We start from the raw sequence: 18,370 nt of genomic DNA, 5'->3' as shown, positions 1-18,370 counted from the left end.
CGACGCCCCGCCCGGTGTGACCGCTTACACGGACACGAGACGCACCCGATCACCGCAGAGTTTCGTCATGTCGTCGATGTCCGAGGTGAGAAGGACGACGGGACGTCGCTGCCGTACGGCCATCTCGGCCACAGCGGCGTCGATCGCGTACTTGTGGCCGTGCAACCCGGCGCCGATCAGCATCGTAGAGGCGGCCTTGGCCTCCTCTTCGCCGACCGGGGCGATCCGCACACCGGGAAGGAGCCAGGCCAGTCGTGCCTTATCGGTTCGGCGACAGTCCCTCGCAGTCGAGCACCAGGGTGCCCTCGTGGCTCAGCTTGCGGCGGGCCAATTGCCCTCCTCGGCGAACACCTCGTCGAAGACCTGGCGTGCCTCCTCCTGTTCTCGTACCGAGACCGGTCCCTTGCGGCGTTCGTAGTCGGCCAGGTACTCGTCCATCAAAGAAGTAGGAATCCGGTCCGGCTATTGGCGGGATAGGACGCGGGTGACGCCGGTGGCGATGGTGGTGGCGAGGATCCAGCCCGCCGCGACGAGTGCCGCCGCGAGCCACTGCTGCCAGCCGCGCGGCGCGTACGCCGACTCCTGGCCGAACCCGATGATCGGCAGCAGCAGGTCGAGCGTGTAGAGGACCGGGTTGAACGGCGGCGCCTCGTCGGCCTTGAGCGGCGGCGGATGGTGGCCGCCGAACGCCGCGACGCCGGCGAGCAGCAGTCCGGCCAGCCAGAGCACCGCCCGCTGCGGCCGGTAGCCGTACCCGACCGTCCAGTCCTGGACCAGGCTCCAGGCGGCGAGCCAGCGCGGCAGGGTCCGCCGGCGGTGGCGCTGCCGGGCGAGCTGGACGGTACGGGCGTCGGCGTCCTGCCCGAGCCGCCGGTAGACGGCCGCCAGCTGCTCGTACGGCTGCGGCTGGTACGTGGCCGCGCCGTCGAGCCAGGCCGCCCGGTCGGCCGCGGACAGCGGCGTGTCGAAGGAGTCGTAGGTGAACCCCGCGAGGAGGGTCTCGGCCGGCCAGCCCGCCGGGTGATCGCGGAGGACGGTGATCGTCGCGTGCCGCAGGTCGAGGGGGCCGGTGATGCGGGTGTTCTCGGTCAGCCGGAGATTGTCGGCCCGCGTCCCACGGAGGGCGACGGACGCGTCGATCGCCGCGTCCGCGAAGCACACCTGGCCGCCGACCTGGGCGCCGGCGAAGGAGACCCGGCCGTCGGCGGTGAACCCGTCACAGCAGTCGACCACCCGGCCGACCTGGATGCCCCAGGCGGTCAGCGTGCGGCCGCCCGGATTCGACAGTGCCGCCCCGTTGAACTCGACGCTCGCGCCGACGCGGGCGTCCAGGAGGCGGATCTCCCCGTCGACCGTGAGGCCGCCCTTGCCGGAGAGCGTGCCGCCCACCTCGATCCGGTCCGCGGACAGCGCCGACTCGCCCGGGTTCGACAGCCGGGCCCCGTCCAGGTCGAGCGAGTCCCGGACGGTGCCGCCCTCGAGCACCACCTCGCCGACGGCGGTGAAGCCGTCGCCGCAGTTCAGGGCGCCGCCGACGGAGATCCCTGCGGCCTTGAGCGCGACGGACCCGGAGGCGGTGATCCGGGCGCCGGACAGGTCGACGCTGGCTCCCACCCGTGTGTCGACCAGGTGGATCGCGCCGTCGGCGACGAACCCGTACTTGCCGAAGAGGCCGCCGGTGATCTCCGCCCGGGAGGCGCGCAGCGCGGCGCCACCCGGGTTCGACAGGTGGGCGCCGTCCAGGTTGATCGATCCGGTGATGTGCGCCGCGTCGAGGTAGACCTGCCCGGTCACCCGGATGCTCGCGGCCCGCAGGCTGCTTCCGACGGTGAGGAGGTGGCCGCGCAGCGCCACGCCCGAGGGATTGACCAGCTCCGCGCCGTCCAGCTCCAGCGCCCCGCCGATCACCGCGGACCGCAGGCTGACCATCCCCTCGGCGCGCAGCCCCTTGCCCATCACGACGGCGCCCTCGACGCGGGCGCGGTCGAGATCCAGTGCGACGCCGCCCGGGCAGGACAGCCGGGCGCGGTCGAGGACGATCGCGCCCTGGATCCGCGCGCCCCGCAGGCGAGCCGCTCCCGAGACGGTGAGGCCGGTGGCGATCAGGTCGCGGGCGACGGTCAGGCCGTCGGCCCGCAGGGCGTCTTCCCCGTCGATCCGCGCCGAGGTCAGGGACAACGCGCCGTCGACCTGCGTTCCGACGATGACGACGGGTCCGTCGAACCGGCAGCCCTCCAGCCAGAGCAGGCCGTCGATCCGGGCGTCGGAGGCCTGCAGGCCCGGAAGCCGGGAACCGGAGAGGTTGACCTGCCGGAGCCGGGCGCCGTACAGGCTGGGGCTCTCGGCGAACACGCAGTCGCGCAGCAGGGCGGCGTACGGCACGTCGGCGAAGGACAGGTCGAGCGCTCCGGTGATCTTCGCGCCGGTGAGCCGGACGGCGGGCACCCGTCCCGGCTCGGGCGGCCGGGCGCCCGAGAGCAGCGCCGCGATCACCTCGGCCCGCACCTCACCCCGGCCGCCGAGGTCGACGGTCCGCGCGGCGGGGAACGCCTCCCATAGGGCCGACTCGGGCTCGGTCAGGTCCTCGGCGCGCATGACGATTCCTCCGGAGGGGTGATCGGCCCCTACGATCCCATCGGAGGAGGCATCCCGTCATCGGCCGCCGGGCGTGCCGTACGCTTCGATGCCGTAGCTGCAGATCAGAGGGGGTCCCCATGGCGCGTTTCATCGTCGAGGTCATGCTCAAGCCGGAAATTCTCGATTCCCAGGGCCAGGCGGTCGCCCGCGCGCTGCCGCGGCTCGGTTTCGAAGGCGTGACGCAGGTTCGGCAGGGTAAGCGGTTCGAGATCGAAGTCGACGGACCGGCCGACGAAGCGGCCACGGAACGTGTCCGGAAGATGGCCGAGACGCTGTTGGCCAACCCCGTCATCGAGACGTTCGAACTGCGCGCCGAATAGTCGCTCAAAGTTAGCCCGGTCGCGCGATTACGCCAGTTTCCGCCGGGGAAGCCTTAGCTTCGTTGAAAGAATCGCGAAGACGGGGTCGACCCCCAGGTCAGGGGTCGAAGATGACACGAGGTGACCGGTGGATATGAAGTTCTCACTCGACTTGCCGCGTGAGACTCTCAGCATCCCGGTGATCCGCCGGGTCCTGGGCGATACGTTGCGCGGGTTGGGGGTTTCGGAAGCCTGTATCGCCGACCTTCTCGTGGCCGCATCCGAAGCCTGCACGAATGTGGTGCAGCATGTCGATTCGGCGAGCCACTATGAGGTGATCGCCAGTATCGCGGGGGATCACTGCGTCCTGAAGGTCGCCGACACCGGCCACGGCTTCCGAGGCGACGCGGAGAAGAACGTCGGTCTCGATTCGGAATCCGGGCGCGGGATCAAGATCATGCGAGCTCTCGTCGACGACGTCACCTTCGACAGTCGTCCCGACACGGGCACCGTCGTCTACCTGCAGAAGCGGCTGAGCTGGCAGGAGGAGTCACCGATGCGGCTCCTGGAGCCCCAGCTCCTGAAAACCGCAGGTTAGAACGCCGGATAGGCTAGGGCACGTCCCGAGTCCGTTCTTGTATCGGAGTGTGCCCATGTCAGCCCGTGTGGGCGTGATCACCTTCCCCGGGTCGCTGGACGACCGGGACGCCGCACGAGCGGTCCGCCTCGCGGACGCCGAGCCGGTGTCCCTCTGGCACGCCGAGGGTGACCTGCTCGGTGTCGACGCCGTCATCCTCCCCGGTGGCTTCTCCTACGGCGACTATCTCCGCGCCGGGGCCATCGCGCGGTTCGCGCCGCTCATGGAGAAGCTGGTCGCCGCCGCCCGCGACGGCCTTCCCGTCCTTGGCATCTGCAACGGCTTCCAGGTGCTGTGCGAGTCGCACCTGCTGCCGGGCGCCCTGACCCGTAACACCGGCCTCCACTTCGTCTGCCGCGCCCAGCGGCTGCGGATCGAGAACGCCGAGACCGCCTGGACCACCGACTACGAGGAGGGGCAGGAGGTCGTCATTCCGGTCAAGAACATGGACGGCTGCTACGTCGCCGACCCCGAGACCCTCGACGAGCTGGAGTCCAGTGGCCGGATCGTGGCCCGGTACCTCGACGTCAACCCCAACGGCTCGCTGAACGACATCGCCGGCATCTGCAACGAGGCGGGCAACGTCGTCGGCCTGATGCCGCACCCGGAGCACGCGGTCGAGGCCCTGACCGGTACGTCCACCGAGGGCCTTGGCTTCTTCACCTCGGTCGTCAAGAAGTTGGTCGCCGCATGAGTGAGCAGAGCAGCAACGAGAGCGGCGTCGAGCCGACCGGGGCCGGGTCCGCCGGGTCCGCCGAGGCGGCCACCGAGCCCACGCCGGTACGCCCCGCGGAGGTCGACTCCGTCGCCCGCGCCGCGCAGACCCCCGAGCTCCCCCTCCCGTACGCCGAGCTCGGCATGAAGGACGACGAGTACGCCCGGGTCCGGGAGATCCTGGGCCGGCGGCCGACCTCCGCCGAGCTGGCGATCTACTCCGTCATGTGGAGCGAGCACTGCTCGTACAAGAGCTCGCGCGTCCACCTGCGGCAGTTCGGGGACAAGGCCCCGCAGAGCGACGCGCTGCTCGTCGGCATGGGCGAGAACGCCGGTGTCGTCGACGTCGGCAACGGCTGGGCCGTCACCTTCAAGATCGAGTCGCACAATCACCCGTCGTACGTCGAGCCGTACCAGGGCGCGGCCACGGGCGTCGGCGGCATCGTCCGCGACATCATCTCGATGGGCGCCCGCCCGGTCGCCGTCATGGACTCCCTGCGGTTCGGCCCGCCGGACGCCCCGGACACCCGCCGTGTGCTCGACGGCGTCGTCCGCGGCGTCGGCGGCTACGGCAACTGCCTCGGCCTGCCCAACATCGGCGGCGAGGTCGTCTTCGACGACTGCTACGCCGCGAACCCGCTGGTCAACGCCCTGTGCGTCGGCGTGCTCAAGCCCGAGGGCATCAAGCGCGCGATCGCCCCGGGGCCGGGCAACAAGGTCATTCTGTTCGGCGCGGGCACCGGGCCGGACGGCATCGGCGGCGCGTCCGTGCTGGCCAGCGCGACCTTCGATGAGGAGTCGCAGGCCAAGCGGCCGTCGGTGCAGGTCGGCGACCCCTTCATGGAGAAGCTGCTCACCGAGTGCTGCTTGGAGATCTTCGACGAGGACCTCGTCGTCGGCATCCAGGACCTCGGCGCGGCCGGTGTCTCCTGCGCCACCACCGAGCTGGCCGCGGCCGGTACCGGCGGCATGGACATCGACCTGAACACGGTCCCGCTGCGCGACCCGACGCTGCGCCCCGAAGAGATCCTGATGAGCGAGTCCCAGGAACGCATGATGGCCGTGGTCGAGCCGGCCAAGGTCGAGCGCTTCCTCGAGGTCTGCGCCAAGTGGGACGTCCCGGCGACGGTGATCGGCGAGGTCACCGACACCGGGCGGCTCCGGATGACGTGGCACGGCGAGACGATCGTCGACATCCCGCCGGGCACCGCCGCCGACGAGGGCCCCGTCTACGAGCGGCCGTACGAGGTGCCGGCCGACCTGGCGCAGCTGCAGGCCGACGGCCCCGGCCGGCTGCCCCGCCCGGCCACCCCGGAGGACCTGCGCAACACCGTCCTGTGGCTGGCCGGTTCGCCGAACCTCGCCGACAAGTCGTTCGTGACCTCGCAGTACGACCGGTTCGTGCTCGGCAACACGGTGCTGGCCATGCCGGAGGACGCCGGCCTGATCCGCATCGGCGACGGGCCGCAGGGCATCGCGCTGGCCACCGACGGCAACGGCCGGTACGCCCGGCTCGACCCGTACGCCGGCGCGCAGCTCGCGCTGTCCGAGGCGTACCGCAACGTCGCGACGACGGGCGCGCGGCCGCTCGCGGTGACCAACTGCCTCAACTTCGGGTCCCCGGAGGACCCGGGCGTGATGTGGCAGTTCGCGCGCGCCGTCGAGGGTCTCGCGGACGCCTGCCAGGCGCTGGGCGTCCCGGTGACCGGCGGCAACGTCAGCTTCTACAACCAGACGGGCACCACCCCGATCAACCCGACCCCGGTGATCGGTGTCCTCGGCGTCCATGACGATGTGAACCGCCGGGTGCCGATGTCGTTCAACGTCGAGGGCACCACGCTGCTGCTGCTCGGCGAGACCCGGCCGGAGTTCGGCGGTTCCGAGTGGGCGCACGTCGTGTTCCAGCACCTCGGCGGCCTGCCGCCGCGCGTCGACCTGGCCGCCGAGGCCGCGCTGGCGTCGGTGCTGGTGGCCGGGGCCCGTGAGGGCGTGCTGAACGCCGCGCACGACCTGTCCGACGGCGGCCTGTCGCAGTCGCTGGTCGAGTCCTGCCTGCGTGGCGGCCTCGGCTGCGTGGTCGACCTGCCGGACGACCCGTTCACCGAGCTGTTCAGTGAGTCCGTCGCGCGCGCCGTCGTGGCCGTCTACCCGGAGCACGAGGAGCGGGTCACCGCCCTGGCCCAGGCCGCCGGGGTCCCGGTGCGCCGGCTGGGCACGGTCGGCGGCGACGCCTTCGAGGTCGCGGGCCTGTTCTCGATTCCGCTGAGCGAGCTGCGCGAGGTGCACCAGGGCGCGCTGCCCGCTCTCTTCGGCTGAGCGATCCGCCGCGCCGGGCGACCACCCGGCGCGGCGAACGGCCGTCCCCTCGCGCCGTTCGGCCCCCTGACGCGGCGAACGACCTGTCTCAGTAGGCGAGTTCTCCGATACCGCCATCGACGCGCAGGACGGTGCCGGCGGTGTAGGCGGACTCGTCGGAGGCGAGGTAGACGGCCGCCTTCGCCAGTTCGGTGGCGGTGCCGAGGCGATGGAGGGGCACGGTCCGGCGGAGTTCGTCGTAGATGGCGGCCTGGCGCTCCGGGCCGAGCGGCTTGAACGTGTCTGTGACGGTCGGCCCCGGGCTCAGCCCGTTGACCCGGACGCCCCGGTCCTTCAGCTCATGGGTCAGCCCACGGGAAAGGGACAGCAGGCCGGCCTTGGCGGCACCGTAGACCGCCGCGTTCTCATGCCCGATGAAAGCGGAGACAGAGCCGACGAGGATGACCGATGCCTGCCGCGAGAAGAGCGGCAGCAGGGCCTTGATCAGGAAGAACGGGCCCTTGAGATCGGTGGCGACGAGCCTGTCGAACGCCTCCTCGGTCCAGTCTTCGATCGGGAGATGGGTGACGTCGGCGGCGTTGCTCATCACGATGTCGAGCTTCGGCCACTCCTCCCGCAACCGCGCCGCGAGCGCCGCCTGGCCGGGCACGTCGCCGGCGTCGCTGAGAATGGGCAGCAGCGGGCCGTCCAACTGCCGGGCGGCCTCATCCAGCCGTTCCTGCGAGCGGCCGGTGATCGCGACCGTCGCTCCCTCGGCGAGGAATTCGCGGGCGGTCGCAAGCCCGATGCCGCCCGTCCCGCCCGTGATCAGTGCGTGCTTTCCCGCAAGACGATCCATCGATCTCGATCTCCTCACTCAGATGGCGGTCCGGCCGCCGTCGGCGGCCACGACGGCGCCGGTCACGTAGCCGGCCTGGTCGCCGGCGATGAACGCGATCACCTGGGCGACCTCGGCCGGGTCGGCGGTTCGCTTCAGCGCGGTCGTCAGTCCCATGCCGCCGAGGTCGGGGCCCATGGCCGCCACCACCTTGGAGGTGGTCATCGGGCCGGGCGCCACGGCGTTGACGCGCACGTTCGACGCGGCGAACTCGGCCGCCCAGGTGCGGGTCAGGGACTCGAGGGCCGCCTTGGTGGCACCGTAGACCGCCATCGGCGGCATGCCGAGGCGGGCGGCGGTGGAGCTGACGTTGACGATGCTGCCGCCCCCGCTCGTGGCCATCTTCGGTGCGAGCCGGCCGACCAGGAGGAACGGCGCGCGCACGTTGACCGCGAAGGCGGCGTCGTAGGTGGCGATGTCCTGGTCGGCGGTCGCGCTGAACGGGACGACGCCCGCGTTGTTGACGAGGATGTCCACCGCCCCGGCGTCCTCGGCCAGCCGCTGCACGGCCTGGGGGTCGGCCAGGTCGGCGGGGATGAAGCGCACGGAGCCGGCCGCGCTTGCCCGCACATCGTCGACGACCTGGGCGCCGCGGTCCGGGTCGGTGCCGGTGATGATCACGTTGGCCCCGCCGGCGGCGAAGACTCTCGCCGTCGCGTGCCCGAGCCCGCCGATGGCGCCCGATCCGGTGATCAGTGCCGTCTTTCCCGCGAAGTCCATGGGGTCCTGCCTCTCGTCCGCCGTGCGCCCGCACCTCTGATCGACTTCTGTGCGAGCGTTCAAGAAATACTCTCGCCCTCACCGTAGGGATTTTTGTGCGTGCGGTCAAAAAGTCCTACCGTGGAGACATGGCACGGACAGGACGCCCCCGCGAGTTCGACAAGGACCAGGCCCTGGAGCGCGCGCTCCTCCTGTTCTGGTCCCGGGGCTATGGAGCGACCTCCGTCCAGGACCTCGTCGACGCGCTGGCCCTGGAACGGGGCAGCCTGTACGGCGCCTTCGGCGACAAGCGGAGTTTCTACCTGGCGGCGACCCGGCTGTACTGGGAGACCTACGAGCGCCGGCTCGTCACGGCGCTGGCGGCCGGGCCGGTGCTGCCCGCGCTGCGCGAGGTGCTCGCCCACCCGGCCCGGGCGCACGAGTACGCCTCCGACGTCGGCGTTCCGCAGGGGTGCATGATCGGCAACACCACCGCCGAGCTCGTTCCGCAGGATGCCGAGGCGCGCGAGATCGTGGCCCGCTCGCACGCTCGCTTCATCGAGATCGTCACCGACGCGCTGCGGCGCGCGCAGGCCGACGGCGAGGTCACCCGGGACGCCACCCCCGAGGCCCAGGCGCGGCTACTGCTGTTCACCGTCCAGGGGCTTTCCCTGGTCTCCCGGGCAGGACTCGACATGGCCGCCGCGCTCGCCGCCGTCGACGCCCTGATCGACGCTCTCCGGGCTTAGAACCCGGGCGCCCGGCGCGGCGGATGATCGTTCTCCGCCGGGGGTCAGCCGTTCGGGGCCAGGGCCCGGACACCCGCCACGAACAGGTCGATGCCGAGGGCGATGTCGGCGTCGGACTGGTCGCTGATGGCGAGCGCCGACGCCGCCTCGACGACGCGGCCGTACCGCTCGGGAGACAGCGTCTCGAACATGACCCGTTTGCGCCGGTGGACCTCCGCGATCTCCTCGGCGGTCATGTTCGGCGGCATCTTCGGGTCGCCGACGGCCAGCATGGTCGCCGTGCGCAGGCCGTACCGCCCGACGGCGACCGCCTGCTCGGCGGAGAACCCGCCTTCGATGAGGAGCGCGAGGGCCGTCTCCATCGAGTCGTAGCAGAGTGGGGCCGCCTCGAAGTTCACGCTCAACATCAGCTGGGCCGCGCTGGGGTGCGCGCGGAGCACGGCCACGACCGACGTCACCAGCGCATGCAACCGGGCATGCCAGGGCGCGGCTGGATCCACGTCGGTGTCGACCAGTGACCACAGCCGGTTGATGAGCGCGGTCTGCAGCTCGTTCTTGTTCTTGAAATGCCAGTACAGCGCCATCGGCGTGACGCCGAGCCGCTGGGCGAGCCGACGGATGGTCAGCTTGTCCAGGCCCTCTTCGTCGACGAGCGCGAGCGCGCCGTCCACCACCGTCTCCCGGCTGAGCCGGGCCCGTTCATCTGTCGAGGCCACTTGACAACTATACGCCGTACACGTTTCCCTATACGACGTACATGTACATCGTATAAGAACGCCGTATAGGAGCGGGGACCGATGGAATCTCGTCGACGCTGGTGGACCCTGACCGGGGTGGCGCTGGCGACCTTCATGACCTACCTGGACAACAACGTCGTCAATGTCGCGCTGCCGTCGATCCAGCGCGACCTGCACCTGTCGTTGTCCGGGCTGGAGTGGATCGTCAGCAGCTACATCCTCGTCTTCTCGGGCCTGATGCTGGTCGGCGGCAGGCTCGGCGACGTGTACGGCCGCCGCCGGCTCTTCCTGACCGGGCTGGTGATCTTCACCGGAGCGTCGCTGCTGGCCGGGATCGCGAACGACGAGACCACGCTGATCATCGCCCGCGTCCTGCAGGGCGTCGGAGCCTCGCTGTCGGCGCCGTCGACGCTGGCGATCATCTCGTCGACCTTCCCCGACAAGCGGGAGCGGAGCAGGGCGGTCGGCGTGTGGAGCGCCGTCAGCGCGCTCGCCCTGGCGCTCGGGCCGCTCACCGGCGGCCTCATCAGCGACCACTGGCACTGGGGCTGGATCTTCCTCATCAACGTGCCGGTGGGCGTGGTGACGATCGCCATCATCGCGGTATCGATGCGCGACACCGAGGCCGTACGCCGCCGCCTGGACCTCCCGGGCCTGCTGACCTCCGCGGTGGCCCTGTTCTCCGTCACGTACGCGCTGATCGAGGGATCGGACCGGGGCTGGACGTCCGCGCTCATCCTGGGCGCCTTCGGCCTCGCCGCGGCCGCCGCGGCGGCGTTCATCGTCATCGAGACGCGCGCCGCCGACCCGATGGTCGACCTGTCGATGTTCCGGAACCGGGTGTTCAGCGGCGGCGCCGGCGCCATGGTCCTCTGGGGCTTCGGCGTCATGGGCGTCTACCTGTTCACGGCCATGTACCTGCAGAACATCCTGGGCTTCTCCCCGACCGAGGCCGGCGCCTCCATCGTCCCGATGGCGCTGACGATGATCGTCATCACGCCGTTCGCCGGGTCCGTCGCGCGCCGCCTGGGCACGCACCGCACCGTCGCCGGGGGCCTCACCCTCCTCGTCACCGGGCTGGTCATGGTGGCGTTCGTCGGCGAGGGCGCTCACTTCATGGACTTGATGCCCGCCTTCCTGCTGTTCGGGGTCGGCTCCGGCTTCACGATGATGCCGCTCACCGACGCGATGATCGGCATGCTCCCGCCCGACCGGGCCGGCGCCGCCTCCGGCGTGCTCAACGCCACCCGTGAGGTGTCCGGCCTCCTGGGCGTGACGATCATCGGCGCGATCCTGACCTCACGCCAGTCCGCGGTCCTGCGTGGCGGCTCCACGCCGACCCACGCGTTCCTGGCCGGCTACCAGCTCGCCCTCCTGGTCGGCGCCACGATCGTCTTCATCGGCGTCCCACTCAGCCTGTACGCCCTCCGCCCGCGGAAGGCGACCCCCGCAGAGCGGGAACCGATGCTAGAGCCGGTCGTCTGACCCCTCCCCCCACGGTCCCTGGCGATCACCTATGAACGGTGAGCGCCAGGGATCAGGTTTCGCCCATCCGTCGGTCGGCTTCGATAACGTCACTCGGACGCGCAGCCGAGGAGTGGAGCACCATGGCCGACCGCAAGCACGGGCGGGCCGCGCCGCCCACCGAGAGCACCATCCGGTCCGAGGACTGGGACGGCCGGGACCTGTCCGGGCAGGGGTACACCCGGGTCGAGTTCGCCGACGTCGACCTGACCGAGACGTCCGGTCAGGGCGCGGCGTTCACCGAGTGCACGTTCCGGGGCGTCCGGTTCAACGTCTCCTCCTACACCGACACGGCCTTCCTGAACTGCGCGTTCGTCCGGTGCTCGTTCTTCGACGCCACCCTCACGGGATGCAAGCTGGTCGGCGGCATGTTCGACGGCTGCACGTACGGCCTGTTGAAGGTCGAGGGCGGCGACTGGTCCTTCACCGGCCTGCCGGGAGCCGATCTGCGCGGGTCCTCGTTCCGTGGCGTACGGATGCGGGAGGCCGACCTCACGGGCGCCCGGCTGCAGAAGGCGTCGTTCCGTGACGTGGACCTCTCCGGCGCGTGGCTGCACAAGGCGGACCTGTCCGACTGCGACCTGCGCGGCAGCGACCTGTCGTCGCTGGACCCGAACACCACCGCCCTGGCCCGCGCGGTGATCGACCCCTACCAGGCGATCGTGATCGCGCGGGCCCTCGGTCTCGACGTGAGAGAGGCCTGACTCCGCTCCGGGGACTATCCGCGGCCGCCCGCTCCCCAGTAGCAGGGGCCCGCGGTGGCATGGACCTCGATCCGCCACCCGAGGCGTTCGAGTCGTCGCTCGAGGTCGGCGGGCCGGTACGGAACCTTGACGATCCGGTAGGCGGTGCCGTCGCCGAGCCGGCGCCGGATCGTCGCGGACTCCTCGCCCTCGATGAGCTCGTCAGGGGTGCGGTACGCGTCGTCGACGAAGAACACCCGCCCTCCCGGCTTCAGGCAGTCGGCCACCAGCGCCCAGAAGGACGCGAAGCGCTCGGGCGGGACATGGGACAGCCAGAACCCGAAGAAGACGACGTCGTACTGGCGGTCCGGCCGCCAGCGGAACAGGTCGGCCGGCACGAACCGCACCCGTTCGGAGCCGGCCCGCGCCGAGGCGAGGGCGAGCATCTCCGGCGACGCGTCCACCGCGGTGACGTCCGTGGCGTGCCGGAGCAGTCGGTCGGTCCAGATGCCGGGGCCGCAGGCGAGTTCGAGCACGCTGCCGGTCGGCCGGAAGGCGTCCAGCGCCTCCGGCAGCTCGGATCCGAGGGGCCACAGGGCACTCGCCTCGTACTCCGGTGCCCTCGCCCGGTAGTAGGCGACCTGCTCGGCGAGCAGGTCCGGCGCGTCTTCGTCGTGCGTCGGCGTCATACACCGACGATCAACGAGATGTCCTCCCGGTGCAAGCGTGAACCCGGACCGGCCCTCCCGGCACACGCGGAAGGCCGCCGTCCCGACGGGACGGCGGCCTCCCGCGTCGATCAGGTCAGAGGGTGCTCTTGTAGAGCAGGCGGTTGTGCGTGTTCGACTTGTTCTTCTGAATGACGTTGTTGGTGGCGTGCGCGTGGATCCACGACTGGACGGTGCCGAAGCTCTTCTGGCCGTACGTCGACTTGTACAGCGCCGCGACGCCGGCCACGAACGGCGACGCCATCGAGGTGCCGCTCTCGAACTCGGTGCCGCCGGGTACGGTCGACTTGATGTTGTTGCCGGGCGCGTAGATGTCGACGCACTTGCCGTAGTTGCTGAACGAGGCGCGCTTGTCGGTCGACGTGCTGGCCGCGACCGCCTCGACGCTCGCCGCGCTGGCCGGGGACGACTTGCAGGAGTCGGCGCTGTCGTTCCCGGCCGCGACCGCGACGAAGACGCCGGACTTCGACAGCTTGGTGACCGCGCTGTTCAGGGCCGTGGACTTGTCACCGCCCAGCGAGAGGTTGGCCACCGACTTCGACGCGTGGTGCTTGGTGACCCAGTTGATGCCCGCGATCACGTCGGAGATCTTCCCCTGGCCGTTGCAGCCGAGCACCTTCACGGCGTGCAGTTTGACCTCCTTGGCCACCCCGTAGGTCCGCGACCCGATGATGCCCGCCACGTGCGTGCCGTGACCCTCACAGTCGCCCTTGCCGCCGTACACGGAGTCCGCCCGGCCGCCGAACTGGCTGAGCGTGGTGTCGATGCCCGTGTCGATGACGTACGCGTCGACGCCCTTGCCCGTGTGCGTGTAGGTGTACGAGTGCGACAGCGGGAGCTTGTGCTGGTCGATGCGGTCCGGGCCCCAGTTCGGGTTCTTCTGGGTGGTCTTCGTGGGAGGCGTCGGAGTGGTCGGCGGAGTGGTCGGCGGCGCGGTGGTCGGGGTGGCGCTCGGCGTGGGAGTCGGCGTGGTGCCCTGGATCTTGACGATCTTGTCCTGCTCGATCGCGGCGACGTTCGGGTCGGTCTGCACCTTCCTCAGCTGCGCCGGGGTGAGCTTCGCGGCGAAGCCGTCGCCGTAGTCGTGGATCCGGTGGAATCCGGACAGCTTCGACGAGCGCGCGCCGGCACGCTTCAGCGTGACGATGTACTGCCCGGGGACCGCGTCGGCGGAGACGGAGGCGGAGACGACGGCGACGTGCGGCGCGGGCCCGGTGATGGCGGCGTACGCCGGGACTGCGGCCGCGCCCAGCGCGACGACGGAGGATGCGATCACGAGTCTTCTGGCTCGGACCCTCACAGGGGGGTTCTCCTTAGATCGGGGGGCGTTCACCGGGAGGGGGCACCGGCGGCGAAACTCAAAACTGCCACAAGACCGTACTCCTGTGACATATGGGTCTAAGTTGCATATGGGGGACTAAGGCAATTTAGCGGGTTCTGTGGGTGAAGGGGCGTCATTCGCACCCGGTAGCGTCTGTCCTGTCATGGCCAAACCGACACCTGAGCGGCTACGCGCCGCCCTCGACGACCAGCTCGCCGCACTCGGCGAGGAGCCCTACGCCGGCCCCGCCACCCGCCTCGCGGACGCCCTCGTCGACGCCGTCGTGACCGCGTACGCCACCGGCGCCGAGCCCGAGCGCGCCGCCGCGCGCCTGGCCGTGAAACTGCTGCTCGAACGGCTCGCCGGGCAGGCGCCGGGCAAGTCGGTGGAGGTGCGCGTCCCGCCGTACGCCGCCGTGCAGTGCGTCCCGGGTCCCCGCCATACGCGTGGCACGCCCCCGAACGTGGTCGAGACCGACCCGAAGACGTGGATCCTGCTCGCCACCGGCCGCCTCGCCTGGGCGGACGCCGCCGACCGGATCTCGGCGAGCGGCGCGCGTGCCGACCTGTCGCCGTACCTGCCGGTCACGCCGTACGAAGGCGGGTAGCGGGCCGGGCCCGCCTCGTCGTCAGGGGATGTCCGGGTCCGCGGCCTCGTCAGGGGGCCGTACGGGTCCCGGCGATCGCGTCAGGGGGCCGAAGTGGTCCCCGGTGGCCCCGTCAGGGGGTGGGGCTGGGTTTCAGGAAGGGGACGCGCTCCTCGAGGCACCGGTCGCGGTCCGCCTTGGTGGGGTAACGGGCCCGGTCCGCGCAGGGCTGAATGCGGCCGTAGAACCACACGGCGAAGCCGATCGCGATGACGAGTGTGATCACCGACAGGACGAGGCCGGCGACGGCCATGCCGCGGCCGTTCCGCCGGACGACCGCGATGATGCCGATGACCAGGCCGATGATGGCCAGGATGACACCGATCCCGCACAGCAGCAGCGTCAGGAGCCCCGCGATCCCGAGGACGAGCGCGGCGATGCCCAGCCCCCGGCGCTGCGGCGGCGTCTCGCGTATCGGCGGATACATTCCGTGGTCACCCCCGTGCCCATCGTGCTCGATCGGCGGGCGGCCGGTCGCCGCGGCGCGCCGGTCACCGTGCCGTCCGTGAATTCCGGCAGGACCGGTGATCCGGCGATGTCCTGTCCGGTATGGGCGGGAGCTTGGCGAACGCCGCACTACACTGGGCGTGTGCCGCATGGAGACGGACGTCTGAGTCACGACCTCGACCCCCGTGATCGAAGCCCCCAGGACGCCTGCGGGGTCTTCGGCGTGTGGGCGCCCGACGAAGAGGTCAGCAAGCTCGCCTACTTCGGGTTGTACGCCCTTCAGCACCGCGGTCAGGAGTCGGCCGGCATCGCGGTGAGCGACGGCGCCCGGATCGTGGTGTTCAAGGACATGGGGCTGGTGTCCCAGGTCTTCGAGGAACCCGTGCTCAACACCCTGCGCGGGCACATCGCGGTGGGGCACTGCCGCTACTCAACGACCGGGTCCAGCGTCTGGGAGAACGCCCAGCCGACGTTCCGGTCGACCGAGACCGGCAGCATGGCCCTCGGCCACAACGGCAACCTGATCAACACGCCGGAGCTGGCCGCGCGAGTGCCGTCGGGCGAGCTGACCGCCACGACCGACACCGAGGTGCTCACCGCCCTGCTGGCCGGCGGGGGCGGCAGCGTCGAGGAGACCGCGCTGGAGGTGCTGCCGCTCGCCCGCGGCGCGTACTCCCTGGTCTTCATGAACGAGCGCACGCTGTACGCCGCGCGGGATCCGCAGGGCATCCGCCCCCTCGTGCTGGGCCGTCTCGACCACGGCTGGGTCGTCGCCAGTGAGACCGCGGCCCTGGACATCGTCGGCGCGACGTTCGTCCGCGAGGTCGAGCCCGGCGAGCTCATCGCGATCGACGAGGCGGGCGTGCGGTCCACGCGGTTCGCCGTCGCCGAGCCGAAGGGCTGCCTGTTCGAGTACGTCTACGTGGCCCGGCCCGACACCTCGATCGCCGGCCGCAGCATCCAGGCCACCCGCGTCGACGTGGGCCGCCGGCTGGCCCGTGAGCATCCGGTCGAGGCCGACCTGGTCATCCCGACGCCGGAGTCCGGCACGCCCGCCGCGATCGGGTACGCCGAGGAGTCCGGCATTCCGTACGGCCAGGGCTTCGTCAAGAACTCCTACGTCGGCCGGACCTTCATCCAGCCGTCGCAGACGATCCGCCAGCTCGGCATCCGGCTCAAGCTGAACCCGCTGCGCGAGGCCATCGAGGGCAAGCGCCTGATCGTCGTCGACGACTCGATCGTGCGCGGCAACACCCAGCGGGCGATCGTGAAGATGCTCCGGGAGGCCGGGGCCAAGGAGGTGCACGTCCGCATCTCCAGCCCGCCGGTCGCCTGGCCGTGCTTCTACGGCATCGACTTCGCGACCCGGGCCGAGCTGATCGCGGGGAACCTCTCGGTCGAGGAGATCCGGCAGTCCCTCGGTGCCGACTCGCTCGGTTACATCTCCCTCGACGAGCTGATCGCGGCGACGCAGCAGGACAAGAACAAGCTCTGCCGTGCCTGCTTCGACGGTGTCTACCCGATCGACGTCGCCGACGACGCCCGCGGCAAGCACCTGCTCGAAGAGGCCCGCCGGTGACCGACGAGTCCACCGGGACGTCCTACGCCGCCGCCGGCGTGGACATCGCGGCCGGCGAGCGCGCGGTCGAGCTGATGAAGTCCCGCGTCGCCGCGTCCCACCGCCCGGAGGTCGTCGAGGACGTCAGCGGCTTCGCGGGCCTGTTCGACGTCTCGGCGCTGAAGCGTTTCGAGCGGCCGCTGCTGGCCACCTCCACCGACGGCGTCGGCACGAAGGTCGACCTCGCCCGGCGCCTCGGGGTGTACGACACGATCGGGCATGACCTGGTCGGCATGGTCATCGACGACCTGGTCGTGTGCGGCGCCGAGCCGCTGTTCATGACCGACTACATCGCCTGCGGGAAGGTCGTCCCCGAGCGGATCGCCGCGATCGTCGGCGGTATCGCGGAGGGCTGCGCGCTGGCGGGCTGCGCCCTGGTGGGCGGCGAGACCGCCGAGCATCCGGGGCTGCTCGGGCCGGACGAGTTCGACGTGGCCGGTGCGGGCACCGGCGCGGTCGAGGCGTCCAAGGTCCTCGGCCCGCACCGGGTTCGCCACGGTGACGTCGTGCTGGGCCTGGCCTCGTCCGGGATCCACTCCAACGGCTACTCCCTGGTCCGGCACATCCTGCGCGAGAGCGGCCTGGCGCTGGAGACGACGCCGCCGGAGCTGGGCCGGACGCTGGGCGAGGAGCTGCTCACCCCGACCCGGATCTACGCCAAGGACTGCCTGGCCCTGATCGGCGCCGCCGACGTGCACGCGTTCGCGCACATCACCGGCGGCGGCCTCGCCGCCAACCTCGCCCGGTCGCTGCCGGCCGGCTGCGACGCCGTCCTGCGCCGCTCCTCCTGGGAACCGCCGCCGATCTTCGGCCTGCTGGCGGCGCACGGCCGGGTGCCGCAGGCGGAGATGGACACGACGTTCAACATGGGCGTCGGCATGGCCGCCGTCGTGGCCGCGCCGGACGCCGACGCCGCGCTGCGGACCGCGGCCGAGCGCGGCCTGCCCGCCTGGGTGCTCGGCGAGATCGTCGAGGGCACCGGCCAGGCCCGCCTGGTCTGACCCTTCCCGCGAACCCGCGAACCGACCGCCTCGTACCCGCGTCTTCTCTGGTATGAGGCGGTTCTGGGGTGGCGTCTGGCGGTGCAGGGCGCCGCTGGCCGTGTTCGGCGCGCTCGGCGGATACGCGTTGTTCCTGCCCGGTGCCCTGATGTACGCCGACGCGGGCCGCTACCGGACGGACGTCGCGCACGCTCCTCCCATGGCCGTCGGGATGGTCTTCGGTGCGGGCGCCGAGAACGGCAGCCCGTCCCGGATGCTCTACGAGCGGCTGAAACTCGGCGCGGCGCTGTACCGCGCGGGCAAGGTGCGGGTCCTGCTCGTCACCGGCGACAACAGCCGCAAGGACTACGACGAGCCGTCGGTCATGCGCGACACCCTGGTCGCCCAGGGCGTGCCGCAGACCCGGATCGTGCTGGACTACGCGGGCTTCAGCACCTGGGACTCCTGCGCCCGCGCCAAGCAGATCTTCGGCGTGGACCGGGCGATCCTGGTCACCCAGAACTTCCACCTGCCGCGCGCCCTCACCCTGTGCCGTGCCGCGGGCATCGACGCCTGGGGCGTCGGCGACGACAGCGGCCGGTACGCCGCCACGACCACCGACTCGCTGTACGTCCGGGAGATCCCGGCCGTCCTCAAGGCCACCTACGAGGTGGCGCTGCGCCCGCGCCCGTACTATCTCGGCCCGCGTGAGACCGGGATCCGCCGCGCGCTCGACGCGGCGGGGAGAGAGTGAACCG

Annotated in this window: 20 protein-coding genes; 11 read left to right on the top strand and 9 right to left on the bottom strand. The window is 71.1% G+C overall.

Annotation, left to right across the window (positions count from 1 at the left end):
• Window positions 1-24 precede the first annotated feature (24 nt).
• From NE235_RS17105 to NE235_RS17100, 3 genes are all read right to left on the bottom strand, one after another.
• Window positions 25-231: a hypothetical protein gene (locus tag NE235_RS17105; RefSeq protein ID WP_252803965.1), complete on the bottom strand. Its 207-nt coding sequence runs from the start codon at window positions 229-231 to the stop codon at window positions 25-27.
• A gap of 81 nt (window positions 232-312) precedes the next feature.
• On the bottom strand, window positions 313-438 hold the full coding sequence (locus NE235_RS37445; RefSeq protein WP_289848762.1) for a hypothetical protein: 126 nt from the start codon (window positions 436-438) through the stop codon (window positions 313-315).
• 24 nt (window positions 439-462) lie between these two features.
• On the bottom strand, window positions 463-2,595 hold the full coding sequence (locus NE235_RS17100) for a pentapeptide repeat-containing protein (RefSeq protein WP_252803963.1): 2,133 nt from the start codon (window positions 2,593-2,595) through the stop codon (window positions 463-465).
• Between the two features lie 119 nt (window positions 2,596-2,714).
• Here NE235_RS17100 and purS point away from each other — a divergent pair, with 119 nt between their 5' ends.
• From purS to purL, 4 genes are all read left to right on the top strand, one after another.
• The gene (purS, locus tag NE235_RS17095) at window positions 2,715-2,957 is read left to right on the top strand and encodes a phosphoribosylformylglycinamidine synthase subunit PurS (protein WP_252803961.1); all 243 of its coding nucleotides are present in this window, start codon (window positions 2,715-2,717) and stop codon (window positions 2,955-2,957) included.
• Window positions 2,958-3,090: 133 nt separating this feature from the next.
• Complete coding sequence (locus NE235_RS17090) at window positions 3,091-3,534, top strand: ATP-binding protein (RefSeq protein WP_252803959.1); 444 nt, start codon at window positions 3,091-3,093, stop codon at window positions 3,532-3,534.
• A 55-nt stretch (window positions 3,535-3,589) separates the two neighbouring features.
• Window positions 3,590-4,267 carry a phosphoribosylformylglycinamidine synthase subunit PurQ gene (purQ, locus tag NE235_RS17085; protein WP_252803957.1) on the top strand — a complete coding sequence of 226 codons (678 nt, stop codon included), beginning with the start codon at window positions 3,590-3,592 and terminating at the stop codon, window positions 4,265-4,267.
• Complete coding sequence (purL, locus tag NE235_RS17080; protein WP_289848760.1) at window positions 4,264-6,603, top strand: phosphoribosylformylglycinamidine synthase subunit PurL; 2,340 nt, start codon at window positions 4,264-4,266, stop codon at window positions 6,601-6,603. The genes purQ and purL overlap by 4 nt, the downstream gene beginning before the upstream one ends.
• Before the next feature lie 88 nt (window positions 6,604-6,691).
• On the opposite strand, the gene NE235_RS17075 is transcribed toward purL, so the two are convergent.
• Both NE235_RS17075 and NE235_RS17070 read right to left on the bottom strand, forming a co-directional pair.
• Window positions 6,692-7,441: an SDR family oxidoreductase gene (locus NE235_RS17075; RefSeq protein WP_252803955.1), complete on the bottom strand. Its 750-nt coding sequence runs from the start codon at window positions 7,439-7,441 to the stop codon at window positions 6,692-6,694.
• A gap of 18 nt (window positions 7,442-7,459) precedes the next feature.
• Window positions 7,460-8,200: an SDR family NAD(P)-dependent oxidoreductase gene (locus NE235_RS17070; RefSeq protein ID WP_252803953.1), complete on the bottom strand. Its 741-nt coding sequence runs from the start codon at window positions 8,198-8,200 to the stop codon at window positions 7,460-7,462.
• A gap of 128 nt (window positions 8,201-8,328) precedes the next feature.
• Between NE235_RS17070 and NE235_RS17065 the strand changes: the two genes are divergently transcribed.
• Window positions 8,329-8,928, top strand: coding sequence for a TetR/AcrR family transcriptional regulator (locus NE235_RS17065; RefSeq protein ID WP_252803951.1), 600 nt, complete (start codon window positions 8,329-8,331; stop codon window positions 8,926-8,928).
• 44 nt (window positions 8,929-8,972) lie between these two features.
• On the opposite strand, the gene NE235_RS17060 is transcribed toward NE235_RS17065, so the two are convergent.
• Window positions 8,973-9,644: a TetR family transcriptional regulator gene (locus tag NE235_RS17060; RefSeq protein WP_252803948.1), complete on the bottom strand. Its 672-nt coding sequence runs from the start codon at window positions 9,642-9,644 to the stop codon at window positions 8,973-8,975.
• A gap of 81 nt (window positions 9,645-9,725) precedes the next feature.
• Between NE235_RS17060 and NE235_RS17055 the strand changes: the two genes are divergently transcribed.
• On the top strand, window positions 9,726-11,150 hold the full coding sequence (locus NE235_RS17055) for an MFS transporter (RefSeq protein WP_252803946.1): 1,425 nt from the start codon (window positions 9,726-9,728) through the stop codon (window positions 11,148-11,150).
• Between the two features lie 122 nt (window positions 11,151-11,272).
• Window positions 11,273-11,893, top strand: coding sequence for a pentapeptide repeat-containing protein (locus tag NE235_RS17050; protein WP_252803944.1), 621 nt, complete (start codon window positions 11,273-11,275; stop codon window positions 11,891-11,893).
• Window positions 11,894-11,907: 14 nt separating this feature from the next.
• Here NE235_RS17050 and NE235_RS17045 read toward each other — a convergent pair whose 3' ends face one another.
• On the bottom strand, window positions 11,908-12,561 hold the full coding sequence (locus NE235_RS17045; RefSeq protein ID WP_252803942.1) for a class I SAM-dependent methyltransferase: 654 nt from the start codon (window positions 12,559-12,561) through the stop codon (window positions 11,908-11,910).
• A gap of 115 nt (window positions 12,562-12,676) precedes the next feature.
• A complete protein-coding gene (locus NE235_RS17040; RefSeq protein ID WP_252803940.1) occupies window positions 12,677-13,876 on the bottom strand; it encodes a S8 family peptidase in 1,200 nt (399 codons plus the stop codon).
• A 208-nt stretch (window positions 13,877-14,084) separates the two neighbouring features.
• On the opposite strand from NE235_RS17040, the gene NE235_RS17035 reads away from it, so the two are divergent.
• The gene (locus NE235_RS17035) at window positions 14,085-14,528 is read left to right on the top strand and encodes a sterol carrier family protein (protein ID WP_252803937.1); all 444 of its coding nucleotides are present in this window, start codon (window positions 14,085-14,087) and stop codon (window positions 14,526-14,528) included.
• Between the two features lie 112 nt (window positions 14,529-14,640).
• Here NE235_RS17035 and NE235_RS17030 read toward each other — a convergent pair whose 3' ends face one another.
• Entirely contained in the window at window positions 14,641-14,994 is a 354-nt protein-coding gene (locus tag NE235_RS17030; protein WP_252803935.1) for a DUF4190 domain-containing protein, read from the bottom strand.
• Window positions 14,995-15,156: 162 nt separating this feature from the next.
• On the opposite strand from NE235_RS17030, the gene purF reads away from it, so the two are divergent.
• Genes purF through NE235_RS17015 form a run of 3 tightly spaced genes read left to right on the top strand, consistent with a single transcriptional unit; the run spans window position 15,157 to window position 18,366 of the window.
• Window positions 15,157-16,593 carry an amidophosphoribosyltransferase gene (gene purF, locus NE235_RS17025; RefSeq protein ID WP_252803933.1) on the top strand — a complete coding sequence of 479 codons (1,437 nt, stop codon included), beginning with the start codon at window positions 15,157-15,159 and terminating at the stop codon, window positions 16,591-16,593.
• Window positions 16,590-17,633, top strand: a complete 1,044-nt coding sequence (gene purM / locus NE235_RS17020; RefSeq protein ID WP_308206094.1) for a phosphoribosylformylglycinamidine cyclo-ligase — start codon at window positions 16,590-16,592, stop codon at window positions 17,631-17,633. Before purF ends, purM begins: the two co-directional genes overlap by 4 nt.
• Before the next feature lie 52 nt (window positions 17,634-17,685).
• Entirely contained in the window at window positions 17,686-18,366 is a 681-nt protein-coding gene (locus tag NE235_RS17015) for a SanA/YdcF family protein (protein WP_252803931.1), read from the top strand.
• Window positions 18,367-18,370 lie beyond the last annotated feature (4 nt).

The organism is Actinoallomurus spadix (genome assembly GCF_024055725.1).
GTDB lineage: Bacteria > Actinomycetota > Actinomycetes > Streptosporangiales > Streptosporangiaceae > Actinoallomurus > Actinoallomurus spadix.
Note: the sequence above shows the minus strand (reverse complement) of the source record. Positions and strands in the feature narration are given on the sequence as shown.